The organism is Paraburkholderia terricola, assembly GCF_003330825.1.
Lineage (GTDB): Bacteria > Pseudomonadota > Gammaproteobacteria > Burkholderiales > Burkholderiaceae > Paraburkholderia > Paraburkholderia terricola.
The window spans coordinates 1789616-1802069 of record NZ_CP024941.1; the positions used below are offsets into that span (position 1 = coordinate 1789616).

Here is a 12454-nt window from a genome sequence, read left to right on the forward strand (position 1 = left end):
CGTTCAGACCTCGGCCTTGATGGGAATGGTGCGCTTCTTCTCGCTGCCGAACAGGCTCGTTTCCGTCACCCCATCGGAGCAGCCGTTGCCGAAGCTGAACCCGCAACCGCCGCGCACGTTGAAGGCGTTCTCCGCATACTCGCGGTGCGTGGTCGGAATCACGAAACGGTCTTCGTAATTGGCGATCGCCATCGTGCGGTACATGTCTTCCACTTCCTGGGTGCTGAGACCTACCTGTTGCAGCGCGGCGTGGTTTTCCCAGCCGTCCACCTGTTTGCCGCGCTGATAGGCGCGCATGGCGAGCATCCGTTCGAGCGCGCGCACCACGGGTTTCGTGTCGCCCGCGGTAAACAGGTTCGCGAGATATTTGACCGGAATGCGCAACTGGTTCACGTCGGGGATTTCGCCGTTGGCGCTCACGTGGCCCGCGTTCGCGGCAGCGGTGATCGGCGAGAGCGGCGGCACATACCAGACCATCGGCAGCGTGCGGTATTCGGGGTGCAACGGCAACGCCACTTTCCAGTCGACCGCCATCTTGTAGACCGGGCTCGCGCGCGCGGCGTCGAGCCAGTTCTCCGGTATGCCGTCCTTGCGGGCCTGTTCGATCACTTCAGGATCGTGCGGGTCGAGAAAGATGCCGAGCTGCGCCTCGTACAAGTCCTTGTCGTGCTCGACGCTCGCGGCCTGTTCGATGCGGTCCGCGTCGTACAGCAGCACGCCGAGATAGCGGATGCGTCCGACGCAGGTTTCGGAGCACACCGTCGGCTGTCCGGCCTCGATACGCGGATAGCAGAAGATGCATTTCTCGGCCTTGCCGCTCTTCCAGTTGTAGTAGATTTTCTTGTACGGACAGCCGCTCACGCACATGCGCCAGCCGCGGCACTTGTCCTGGTCGATCAGCACGATGCCGTCTTCCTCGCGCTTGTAGATCGAGCCGGACGGGCACGATGCGACGCATGCCGGGTTCAGGCAGTGCTCGCACAGGCGCGGCAGATACATCATGAAGGTGTTTTCGAACTGGCCGTAGATGTCCTTCTGGATGTCGTCGAAATTGCGGTCCTTGCTGCGCTTGCTGAACTCGCCGCCGAGAATTTCTTCCCAGTTCGGCCCCCAGACGATCTTCTCCATGCGCTGACCGGTAATCAGGCTGCGCGGCCTGGCGGTCGGCGCCGCTTTCATTTCCGGCGCGCTCTGCAAATGGTCGTAGTCGAACGTGAAGGGCTCGTAGTAGTCGTCGATCTGCGGCAGGTTCGGATTGGCGAAGATGCGCATCAGCAGTTTCCACTTCGCGCCCTGGCGCGGCGCGATCGAACCATCGGCGTGGCGCACCCAGCCGCCGTTCCATTTGTCCTGGTTCTCCCATTCTTTCGGGTAGCCGATGCCCGGCTTCGTTTCGACATTGTTGAACCAGGCGTATTCCACGCCCGGCCGGCTCGTCCACACGTTCTTGCAGGTCACGCTGCAGGTATGACAGCCGATGCATTTGTCCAGGTTCAGCACCATGCCGATCTGTGCGCGTATTTTCATGATTTGGCTCCTTGGGACCGGCGATCGATCAGGGGTTCTCGCCCTGGGACTGATAGGCGCGCGCGAGTTTGTCGCCGCGTGGGGTATCCAGCCAGTCGACGTCTTTCATCTTGCGGACCACGACGAATTCGTCGCGGTTGGTGCCGATCGTCCCGTAGTAGTTGAACCCGTAGCTCAGTTGCGCATAGCCGCCGATCATGTGGGTGGGCTTGAGCACGATCCGGGTGACCGAGTTGTGAATGCCGCCGCGTATCCCTGTAATCTCCGAACCCGGCGTATTGATGATCTTTTCCTGTGCGTGATACATCAGCACCATGCCGGAATTGACCCGTTGGCTGACCACCGCGCGCGCCGCAATCGCGCCGTTGATGTTGAACAGCTCGACCCAGTCGTTGTCCTCGACACCGGCGCGCTTCGCGTCGTCTTCGCTGAGCCAGATCACGGGGCCGCCGCGATTCAGCGTGAGCATCAGCAGGTTGTCGCTGTAGGTGCTGTGAATGCCCCACTTCTGGTGCGGCGTGATGAAGTTCAGGACGATCTCCGGGTGACCGTTGGGCTTGACGTGATGCATGCCGCCCGTCGCCTTCAGATCCACCGGCGGACGGTAGCTCGAGAAGGCCTCGCCGAACGCGATCATCCACGGATGATCCTGGTAGAACTGCTGGCGTCCGGTCAGCGTGCGCCATGGAATCAGTTCGTGAACGTTGGTGTAGCCGGCGTTATAGCTGACCGTTTCGCTTTCGATGCCGCTCCAGGTCGGCGAACTGATGATCTTGCGGGGCTGCGCCTGCACGTCGCGATAGCGGATCTTCTCGTCCTCGCGATAGAGCGCGAGATGCTTGTGCTCGCGGCCGGTGGCTTTCGACAGCGCTTCCCAGGCTTTTACCGCCACATGACCATTCGTTTCAGGCGCAAGCTGCAGGATCACTTCGCAGGCGTCGATATCGGTGACGATGCGCGGCATGCCTTTGGTCGGGCCGTCGTCCTGGGTGAGGCCATTCAACTGGCCGAGTTGCGTCACCTCGGTTTCGGTTTTCCACGCAATACCCTTGCCGCCGTTGCCGATCTGGTTCATCAACGGACCGAGCGCGGTGAAGCGCTTGAAGACGTTCGGGTAGTCGCGCTCCACCACGGCGATCTGCGGCGCCGTCTTGCCGGGGATGAGATCGCATTCGCCTTTCTTCCACTCCTTCACCTCGAAGGGTTGCGCGAGTTCCGCCGGCGAATCGTGCATCAACGGCGTCAGTACGACATCGCGCTCGACGCCGAGATGACCCACGCAGACCTCGCTGAAAGCCTTCGCGAAACCCTTGTAGATTTCCCAGTCGGAACGGGCCTGCCAAACCGGATCGACCGCCGCCGAAAGCGGGTGAATGAACGGGTGCATGTCGCTCGTATTGAGGTCGTTTTTCTCGTACCAGCTGGCGGTCGGCAGGACGATGTCCGAATACAGGCAGGTCGTGCTCATGCGGAAGTCCAGCGTCACCAGAAGATCGAGCTTGCCCTCCGGCGCCTCGTCGTGCCATTCGACCTCGACAGGGCGCGCGTCGTCGCGGCCCAGGTCCTTGCCCTGCACGCCGTTTTCCGTCCCGAGCAGATGCTTGCAAAAATACTCATGGCCCTTGCCCGACGAGCCGAGCAGGTTCGAGCGCCACACGAACATGTTGCGCGGCCAGTTTTGCGGCGCATCGGGATCTTCGCAGCTCATCTGCAAGCTGCCGTCGCGCAGCCCCTGCACGACATAGTCGTTCGCTTCCATGCCGTGCTCGGCCGCCTGCTTCGCCACCTGCAAGGGATTGGTTTTCAACTGCGGTGCGCTGGGCAGCCAGCCCATGCGCTCCGCACGCACGTTGTAGTCGATCATGCTGCCGCCATAGAGACGCTTGTCCGCGAGCGGCGAAGCGATTTCCTCCATGTTCAGCTTTTCGTAGCGCCACTGGTCGGTGTGCGCGTAGAAAAAGCTCGTGCCGTTCATCTGCCTCGGCGGACGGATCCAGTCCAGCGCGAAGGCGAGCGCGGTCCAGCCGGTTTGCGGGCGCAGCTTTTCCTGGCCGACGTAGTGCGCCCAGCCGCCGCCGCTCTGGCCGATGCAGCCGCACATCATCAACAGGTTGATTACGCCGCGATAGTTCATGTCGGCGTGATACCAGTGATTCATGGCCGCGCCGATGATCACCATCGAGCGGCCGTGCGTCTTGTCCGCGTTGGCGGCGAATTCGCGCGCCACGGTGACGATCTGATCGCGCGGCACGCCGGTGATCGACTCCGCCCAGGCCGGGGTGTACGCGGCATTGTCGTCGTAACTGGCCGCGCCGCTGCCGAGGCCGCGGTCGATCCCGTACTGCGCCGCTTGCAGATCGAACACGGTGGCGACCAGCGCTTCGCGCGTGTCGCCTTCCTTGCCGAGACGCAGGCGCACCGCCGGCGCCTTGACGTGATTGATCTGTCCGTTCAGTTCATTGGCGGTGAAATGCGGTGACGCAACGCCGCCGAAGTAGGGCAGGGCGATATCGACGATCTCATACGGTTGCGAGCCGTCTTCCAGCACCGAGAGCTTGAGCGTGGCCGCCTCGCCGTGACGCGCTTCCTTGTCCTCCAGATTCCACTTGCCGGCGTCCTCGCCGCCTTCCGCGCCCCAGCGAAAACCGATCGAACCGTTGGGCAGCACGGCACGCCCGTTCGTGTCGAACGCGATGGTTTTCCATTCGGGATTGTTCGATTGCCCGAGCTTGCCGTTGAAGTCGCTCGCGCGCAGATAGCGGTCCGGCACCAGGGTCTCGCGCCCGTCCGGCAGCGTGTGCGCCTTGAGCATCACGAGCATGGGCAGGTCGGTGTAGCGCCGCGCGTAGCCGTCGAAGTATTCGCTGCGCGTCTTGAAGTAGAACTCGTTGAGCGCGACGTGACCCATCGCCATCGCGAGCGCCGCATCGGTTCCCTGCCGCGGATGCAGCCAGAGGTCGGAGAGCTTCGCCACTTCGCTGTAGTCGGGCGTCACCGCGACGGTTTTCGTGCCCTTGTAGCGGACCTCGGTGAAGAAGTGCGCATCGGGCGTGCGCGTTTGCGGAACATTGCTGCCCCACGCGATGATGTAGGACGAGTTGTACCAGTCCGCCGATTCCGGCACGTCGGTCTGCTCGCCCCAGATTTGCGGACTGGCCGGCGGCAGATCGCAGTACCAGTCGTAGAAGCTCATGCAGACGCCGCCGATCAGGCTCAGGTAGCGGCTGCCTGCCGCATAGCTGACCATGCTCATCGCGGGAATCGGCGAGAAGCCGATGATGCGATCGGGGCCGTGCTTCCTGATCGTATAGACATTGGCGGCGGCGACGATCCGGTTCACCTCGTCCCAACTGCTGCGCACGAAGCCGCCCATGCCGCGCACCTTTTGATAATCGCGCCGCGCCTCGGCGTTCTCGACGATCGAGGCCCACGCCGCGACCGGATCGCCCTGCGCCTTCAAGGCGGCGCGCCAGCGTTCGAGCAGGCGTCCGCGCACCATCGGGTATTTCACGCGGTTCGCGCTGTACAGATACCACGAGTACGACGCGCCGCGCGCGCAGCCGCGCGGTTCATGATTGGGCATGTCCCAGCGGGTGCGCGGGTAATCGGTCTGCTGCGTTTCCCACGTGACGATGCCGCCCTTCACATAGATCTTCCATGAACAGGAGCCCGTGCAGTTCACGCCGTGCGTGCTGCGCACGATCTTGTCGTGGGCCCAGCGATTACGGTAAGTGTCTTCCCACGTGCGGTCTTCGCCCGTGGTGACGCCGTGACCGTCCGCGAACTGCTCTTTGGGGAGCGCGAAGTGGGTCAGTCGGTCGAGAAAATGGCTCATGGAACAGGCTCCGGTTTCAGCAGGGCATCGGCGCGTTGCGGCGGGCGTAGTGCCACCACGTCACGGCGATGCACACGAGATAGAAGGCGATGAACACGTACAGCGCCGCTTGAGGGCCGCCGGTGAGGGCGATGGCGCTGCCATAGCTCTTGGGGATGAAGAAGCCGCCGTAGGCCGCCATCGCCGCGGAAAATCCCAGCGTGGCCGCGGCCTCGGTGTTGCCTTCCCGCGTCGCGCGCTGCACCGCTTCGCGGTTCGCCGGGTCGACCTCGCGCAGCTTCGAGGTGAGAAAGATCACCGGGATCATGCGGAACGTCGAGCCGTTGCCGATGCCCGTGGTCAGGAACAGCACGAGAAAGCTGCCGAAGAAACCCGCGAAGCTGCCCGCCGAGGCACCGCTGGGCAGGAACATCAGCACGCCGCCCACCGCGCATGCCATCACGACGAAGTTCCACAGCGTGACGCGCGCACCGCCCAGCTTGTCGGCGAGCCAGCCGCCGAAGGGGCGCACCGCGGCGCCGACTAGCGGTCCCAGCCACGCGTAGGCGAGCGGATTCACACCGGGGAACTGGCTCTTGATCAGCAGCGGAAAGCCCGCCGCATAGCCGATAAACGAGCCGAAGGTGCCGAGGTACAGCACGCACATCAGCCAGTTGTGCTTGCGCCGGAAGATCACCGCCTGTTCGGCGAACGACGCCTTTGCTTCCGCGAGATCGTTCATGCCGAACCATGCGGCGAGCGACGCCAGGGCGATCCACGGCACCCACACGAAGGCGGCGTTCTGCGTCCACACGAGCGTGGTCTGTCCGGCCTTGACGACGCTTTGCGGGTCGCCGGCAAAGATGCCGAAGATGCCGGCGGTGACCACCAGCGGACTCAGGAACTGCACGACCGACACCCCCAGGTTGCCGAGTCCCGCGTTGACGCCGAGCGCCGAGCCCTTGCGCTCCTTCGGAAAGAAGAAGCTGATGTTCGCCATGCTCGAACTGAAGTTGCCGCCGCCCAGGCCGCACAGCAACGCGAGCCCGAGCATGGTCGGATAGGTGGTGGTGTTGTCCTGCACCGCGAAACCGATACCGATGGCGGGGATCAACAGCGAGGCCGTCGAGATCGCCGTCCAGCGACGGCCGCCGACGAGCGGCACCATGAACGAATAGAAGATGCGCAGCGTCGCGCCGCTCAGCGCGGGCGCCGCCGCGAGCCAGAACAACTGGTTGGTCGAGTAGCGGAAGCCGAGCGTCGGCAGGTTCACCGCGACGACGCTCCACACCTGCCAGATGGCGAACGCGAGGAACAACGCGGGGACCGAGATCCACAGGTTGAGCCTCGCGATCGCTTCGCCTTCACGTTCCCAGAACGCCTTGTCTTCGGGGGACCAGATCGCGAGCGTGCGGCCTGGCCGCGATGCTATCGGCCGGGAGTTCATTGCAATTCTCCTGTTGGACGGTCGGCCCGCCCGGGGGTGTCCGGGCGCGGCCGTGTTGCGTGCTGTCGCAGGTCCATCACGAAGCACGCGAGCCAGATCGCCACCGACAGGCAGAACATCAGCACGGCGGCATCCTGCAGTGGCCAGCTCTGGTCGAAAATCGGGTTAGGCAAGGGATTCATGATGTGACGCCGCTCGAATGGTTGAGCACGATTGTGGGCGGCGGGGGTGCGGATGAATATCCGTCGAATGGGGGTCACGCGCGAGGCATTGGAACTATGCCGTCACGGCTGGCCGTAGTTCGAAAGAACTAGTGGGCTTCGCAATTGTCATCGGATTGAGATGGATCAACCGGCAACGCCGCGATCCGGTGTTCGCGTGAGCGCGCGAATGCGGGGTTAACGCTATTTGTGCAGCGCTGGCGCGAGCCGATAATGGCCTGTTTCCACCTGCCGAAGCATCGAGATGCGCGACCGAATCGACGAGGAGATCACTTTTCGCAAGCTGGAAGTCCTGCTCGCTTTCATGGAGACGGGGAACCTGTCGAAGGCGGCCGAGGCGTTGAACGTCAGTACCGTCAGTGTTCATCGCGCGCTGCATTCGCTCGAACAGGGTGTGCGATGCGCGCTCTTTCGGCACGAAGGCCGTAATCTGAAATCGACCGAAGCGGCGCAGATGCTGGCCGATGTCGCGCAAGAAGTGCTCACCACCATGTCCGACGGCATTCGCGCGACGCGCGAGGCGGCGGGCTATTCGTCGGACCGTCTGAAGATCGGCTCGCTTTACTCGCTGACCATCCGGGCCGTGCCTGGCATCGTCATCGACATCAAGGTGCGGCGGCCGACACTCCAGGTCGAACTCGCGCTCGGCTCGAACGCGGAACTGCTCGACAAGCTCAAGCGGGGTGCGATCGATGCGGCGTTGATGGCCTTGCCCGACGCCGATCCGGAAATCGAGTCCATTCCGCTTTTCGAGGACGACATCTTTTTCGCGGCGCCGGCCGGTTCACCGTATGCGAATCAGGAGGCCGTCGATCTGTGCGACTGCCGCGACGAGACCTTTGTTTCGCTGGGCGAGGGCTTCGTCACGTATCGCGGTTTTCTGGAGGCGTTTCGCGTCGCGGGCTTCACGCCGAACGTGACCATGCGAGTCGGCGATATCTTTTCGTTGATGAACCTGGTGAGCGGCGGAGTCGGCTATACGCTGTTGCCGGGCCGCGTGCGCGGCGTGTTCGGCGACCAGGTGCAGTTCATTCCGCTCAAGCCGCAATTTTTGATGCGTCAGACCATCGGCGTGAGCTTTCTGCGCGCGCGCGAACGCGATCCGAACCTGCTCGCGCTGATGGCCGTTTGCCGGCTTCGCACGAGAAGCGTCATCTGAGGTTAGAAAACTGAGGCGGCAACCGAGGCGTCGCCCGACGCTTCACGTCATTCGCGCGCCCGTTCCCGCTCGATCAGCGCTTCAACGTCACGCAGCGCCGTCTCGCTGCAACTCACCGCAATGCCTTCGCCGAAGATCGCGCAACTGAGCCGCGTCAGCACGTTGGCGGGCGGCATCTCGACCGCGAGCCGCGCGCCTCGCTCCCACGCGAGCCTGATCGTGTCGTGCCAGCGCACCGGCCGCGCCATGTTGCCGGCAAGATCGGCCGCGAGGCGCGGGCCGTCGAACAGCGGCCGCGCGACGCTGCTGCTCAGATACACGACGCGAGGCGCTTGCACGGCTACCCTGGCGAACGCATCGGCGAGTTCGGCCGCGGGTTCGTCGAGCAACGCGCAATGGGAGGGTACCGCCACGTCGAGACGCTCGCAGCGTTGCGCGCCGTGTTCGCCCGCCAGCGTTGCGAGTTCGTGCATGGCGGCGTGACTGCCCGCCACCACCATCTGCGTCTGCGCGTTGATGTTCGCCAGAAACACCGGCATGGCCGCGCTGTTGACTCGCGCGATCAAAGGTTCGAGCGCGCGTTGCGTCATGCCGACGATCGCGGTCATGCCGTAGCCGCCCGGATAGGCGCGCTCCATCAACTGTCCGCGCAAGGCGACGAGCCTCACGGCGTCGGCATAGTGAAGCGCGCCGGCGCTGACGGCGGCGGGATAGGCGCCGATCGAAAGGCCCGTCACGAGGTCGGGCTCGTGACCGCGGGCACCCAGAACGCGCGCCTGCGCGACGCCCGCGATCAGCAGGCAAAGCTGCACCGCGGTGGTGGAGCGCAGCGCATCGGCGGTGTCGAGCGCGCGGACGTCGTAGCCCAGCGTGTCGCTGGCCTCCTCGATCGCGCGAGCGGCCGCGACGTGATCCGGCAGCGCGTGCAGCATGCCGCTTCGCTGCGAGCCCTGGCCGGGGAAGGTGAACAGCACGCTCATGAGGCTTCTCCGTGGCGCATCATGCACGCCGCACTCTGCACGCCGCGCTCGCTCGCGCGTTTCACGCGGCCATCAGCGCTCGGGTCGCGAAGAACAGCAGCGAAGGTCCGAGCAGGCAGCCGATGCCCGTGTGAAACGTCGCGATCAGCGCGCCATACGGCACCAGCCGCCGATCGGTCGCGGCGAGTCCGGCGCTCACGCCGCTGACGGTGCCGGCGAGGCCGCCGAAGATCATCGCGGAGCGGGGCGTCTTCAGTCCCATGAAACCCGCCGCGATCGGCGTGCCGACCATCACGATGATCGCCTTGATGAGGCCCGTCGCGATGCTGAGCGCGATCACGTCGGAGCTTGCGCCGATGGCCGCGCCGGTGACGGGGCCGACGATATAGGTGACCGCGCCCGCGCCGATGGTCGTCATGCTGACCGCGTCGGTGTAGCCGAACGCGTGGGCGATGCTCGCGCCGACGATGAACGGCAGCACGGTGCCGAGCAGCAGCGACACCACGCCGATGAGCCCGGCCTTGCGCGCCTCGGTGGCCTGCACCTCGAAGGCGGTCGCGACGATGGCGAAGTCGCGCAGCATCGCGCCGCCCATCAGGCCGACGCCGGTGAAGAGCGGCAGGTCCGCGAGGCCTTTTTGTCCGCCGGTGAAGACGCCGCCGAAATAGGCCAGCACGAGGCCGATCACGATCGCGATGGCCGAGCCGTGCACGCGCCCGAAGGTCAGCTTGCGCGAGATCAGCGACGACACCCACATGATGAGGCCGACCAGCGCGAACGAAGTCACGAGGCCGTTCTGGATCAGAACTTTATCGAGCATATGCAACATGATGGTCTCCTGCCTCAGATTTCTTCGAGTTTCGGCGCGCTGACGAGCGACGTGCTGTCGCTCCCGGTGCGGGAAAGAACGGCAATGCAGCACGCGCAGACGGCCACCGCGCCCAATGCCGACAGCAGCGCGACCGGACCGCCCTTGAGCGCGGCCACCACGTTCTGATTGGCGGCCATCGCCACCACCACGGGGATGTACATCGCGCCCCAGAAGCCCACGCCCGCCTCGGTTTCCTTCGGCAACAGTCCGCGTCCGTGCAGATAAAGGCGCAGGAAAATCAGCAGCAGCATCGCAATGCCGACGCCGCCGACATTCGTCTTGACGCCGATCGCGAGCCCCAGCAGGTCGCCGAGGAAGAGTCCCGCCAGATGGCAGAACGCAAGCAGCGCGGTTCCATAGATGATCATTTCGTGTCTCCTGTCATACGTTTAATGGCTTCTTACGAGCCGGTGCGTGAAGCGGGATGGGCGGGGATGGGGTCGGCGCGGTTCAGCGCCACTGCTCGCGCAGCTTGCGGCGCACGGTCACCGAGCTTGCGCGATGCGCGCTGCCGAGCCGGCTGCCGAGGCCGCGCGACGGGTCGGCGCGAATCTCGTCGAAAGCTTCCTGCAACGCCTTTTCGACAGCGGATTGATCGGCGCCGTTGGGCGCATCGGCGTTCCTCACGCTCAGGAGCTTCCACAGCAGCCCGAGCGACGCATAGTTGTCGATGTCGTAGGCCATCGGCGGCACGCGTGCCGTGAACGCCTCCAGATCGGCTACCGAGCGTAGCGTAACCCGCGCGGCGGATTCCTTGCCCATCGCGTGAACCATGACCTGCGAATCGGCGAGCGCGATCAGGCGGTTGGCCTGATAGCCGTGCGCGAGAAACGCGCCCGACATCGCCCGTCCGACGATCAGCCCGATCACCGGATGACCGGCGAGGCGCGCGCTCGCATACGCATCGGCGGCGCCGGCGAGCGCCTGGTGGATGCCGTAGGCTTCCTCGCGCCGTCCGTAGGCCTGGCTCGCGACGTCGATCACGGCGACGATTGCGCGCTTCTCGTGGTCCTCGCGGCCGGCATCGGCGTCGATCACCTCGCGCACCGCTCGCGCGATCTCCCAACCCTCGATCAGTCCGACTTCGCCGCTGCGTGCGCGCGGGAACGCGTTATCCGGGTCGGGCACCACCGCGATGAAGCGCGCGGGATGCTCGCCGAGCCGCGCATCGACGACCCGCACCGAAGGCGGATAGCCCGCCTGCAACGGCGCGCTGTAAGTGAGCGCGTCGAGCCATACCGCGCCGCGCTTCGAAAGCTCCTGTGTGCTCATGACCTGAACCCCTTGCTGTAGATGGCGGCCGCCTGTTGCGGGGTGGCTTGCGCTTCGGGATCGACCTCGGCAAGCCGTTGCAGAAAGCCGGCCACGCATTCGCTGCGGCACGCCTCGGGACGTCCCGCGCGAAACCGTTCGATGACGGCGGCGCGGATCGCGCCGGCGTCGTCGGCGGCGTACACGTCGACCAGCCCCGTGCGATGGCGTTGCTCGCCGCCCGTGAAGCTCCAGATCATCGGACGGTCGCGCGAATCGAATTCGGCGATGCCGGCCTCCTGCTCGATGACCGTGGGTCCGTTGAGTCCGAGGCGCGCTTCGCGGGTGGCGATCAGGTAGCTGCACAGGCCCGCCGCGATCGACATGCCGCCGTAGCAGCCGATCGGCCCCGCCGTGATGCCGATCACCGGCTGATAGCGCCGCAAGTCGACGATGGCGGCGTGAATCTCCGCGATCGCCGCGAGCCCGAGATTCGCTTCCTGCAAGCGCACGCCGCCCGTTTCGAAGAGAATCACGGCGCGCATCGGAATGCCGTTGCGGTTGTCCTCGGCGGCGAGTTCGAGGCTGCCCGCGATTTTCGCCGCGGACACTTCGCCCATGCTGCCGCCCTGAAAGCCGGCGTCGATGGCGAGCACGACTGCGGGCTGCCCGTCGAGCTCGCCTCGCGCGACCACCGTGCCGTCGTCGGCCTGCGTCACGATGCCTTGCCGCGCGAGCCACGGCGAACGCACGCGCTCGAACGGATCGAGCAGTTCGCTGAAGGTGCCGGCGTCGAGCAGGTGTTTCGCGCGGCTGCGCGCGTCGAGTTCGATGAAGCTCTGGCGTTCCAGCAATGCCTGTGTGTCCATGATCGTCATGCTCCGCCGGTTGTCGCCAGTTGTTCCAGCACCTGGCCGATGCGCATGCGCACGACGGCCGGCGTCGCGCCGGAATCGTTGATCTCGATCTTCGCGGCGGGCAGCGTGCCGTCGCCGAAGATGCGTTCGAGCACGGCTTCCCAGACGCGGCCCATGCCATCGACGGAAGTCGTGATGTTCACCACGGTGCGCGGCGAGCCGTTCGCCTCGAGCAGCACTTCGAGGTCGCCCGACGCGACCACGCCCGCCAGCGCGCGGCCTGGCGCGGGTTGCCCCGCCGGGAATTCGAGGACGATGGTTTCCATA

11 protein-coding genes are annotated in these 12454 nt (G+C 65.1%); 1 reads left to right on the plus strand and 10 read right to left on the minus strand.

Annotation, left to right across the window (positions count from 1 at the left end; translation table 11 throughout):
• Window positions 1-3 precede the first annotated feature (3 nt).
• From narH to CUJ90_RS08145, 4 genes are read right to left on the minus strand one after another with little or no spacing between them, the layout of a single operon-like run.
• Window positions 4-1527: a nitrate reductase subunit beta gene (gene narH / locus CUJ90_RS08130; protein WP_114162378.1), complete on the minus strand. Its 1524-nt coding sequence runs from the start codon at window positions 1525-1527 to the stop codon at window positions 4-6.
• A 28-nt stretch (window positions 1528-1555) separates the two neighbouring features.
• Window positions 1556-5362, minus strand: a complete 3807-nt coding sequence (locus CUJ90_RS08135; protein ID WP_114162379.1) for a nitrate reductase subunit alpha — start codon at window positions 5360-5362, stop codon at window positions 1556-1558.
• A gap of 16 nt (window positions 5363-5378) precedes the next feature.
• A complete protein-coding gene (locus CUJ90_RS08140) occupies window positions 5379-6788 on the minus strand; it encodes a NarK family nitrate/nitrite MFS transporter (protein WP_114162380.1) in 1410 nt (469 codons plus the stop codon).
• The gene (locus CUJ90_RS08145) at window positions 6785-6970 is read right to left on the minus strand and encodes a hypothetical protein (RefSeq protein ID WP_073426721.1); all 186 of its coding nucleotides are present in this window, start codon (window positions 6968-6970) and stop codon (window positions 6785-6787) included. The genes CUJ90_RS08140 and CUJ90_RS08145 overlap by 4 nt, the downstream gene beginning before the upstream one ends.
• A gap of 283 nt (window positions 6971-7253) precedes the next feature.
• Here CUJ90_RS08145 and CUJ90_RS08150 point away from each other — a divergent pair, with 283 nt between their 5' ends.
• Window positions 7254-8168 carry a LysR family transcriptional regulator gene (locus tag CUJ90_RS08150; RefSeq protein ID WP_073426720.1) on the plus strand — a complete coding sequence of 305 codons (915 nt, stop codon included), beginning with the start codon at window positions 7254-7256 and terminating at the stop codon, window positions 8166-8168.
• A gap of 47 nt (window positions 8169-8215) precedes the next feature.
• Here the strand turns inward: CUJ90_RS08150 and mdcH are convergent, their stop codons facing one another.
• The 6 genes from mdcH to CUJ90_RS08180 form a co-directional block, all read right to left on the minus strand.
• Window positions 8216-9148, minus strand: coding sequence for a malonate decarboxylase subunit epsilon (gene mdcH, locus CUJ90_RS08155; protein WP_114162381.1), 933 nt, complete (start codon window positions 9146-9148; stop codon window positions 8216-8218).
• A 61-nt stretch (window positions 9149-9209) separates the two neighbouring features.
• Entirely contained in the window at window positions 9210-9977 is a 768-nt protein-coding gene (gene madM, locus CUJ90_RS08160) for a malonate transporter subunit MadM (RefSeq protein WP_073426718.1), read from the minus strand.
• A 14-nt stretch (window positions 9978-9991) separates the two neighbouring features.
• Window positions 9992-10387 (minus strand): malonate transporter subunit MadL, encoded by a 396-nt coding sequence (gene madL / locus CUJ90_RS08165; RefSeq protein WP_073426717.1) that lies wholly within the window; start codon window positions 10385-10387, stop codon window positions 9992-9994.
• Between the two features lie 82 nt (window positions 10388-10469).
• Complete coding sequence (mdcE, locus tag CUJ90_RS08170; RefSeq protein WP_073426716.1) at window positions 10470-11291, minus strand: biotin-independent malonate decarboxylase subunit gamma; 822 nt, start codon at window positions 11289-11291, stop codon at window positions 10470-10472.
• Window positions 11288-12139 carry a biotin-independent malonate decarboxylase subunit beta gene (locus tag CUJ90_RS08175; RefSeq protein ID WP_114163480.1) on the minus strand — a complete coding sequence of 284 codons (852 nt, stop codon included), beginning with the start codon at window positions 12137-12139 and terminating at the stop codon, window positions 11288-11290. Before CUJ90_RS08175 ends, mdcE begins: the two co-directional genes overlap by 4 nt.
• A gap of 5 nt (window positions 12140-12144) precedes the next feature.
• On the minus strand, window positions 12145-12453 hold the full coding sequence (locus CUJ90_RS08180) for a malonate decarboxylase subunit delta (protein WP_073426714.1): 309 nt from the start codon (window positions 12451-12453) through the stop codon (window positions 12145-12147).
• Window position 12454: the final 1 nt, after the last annotated feature.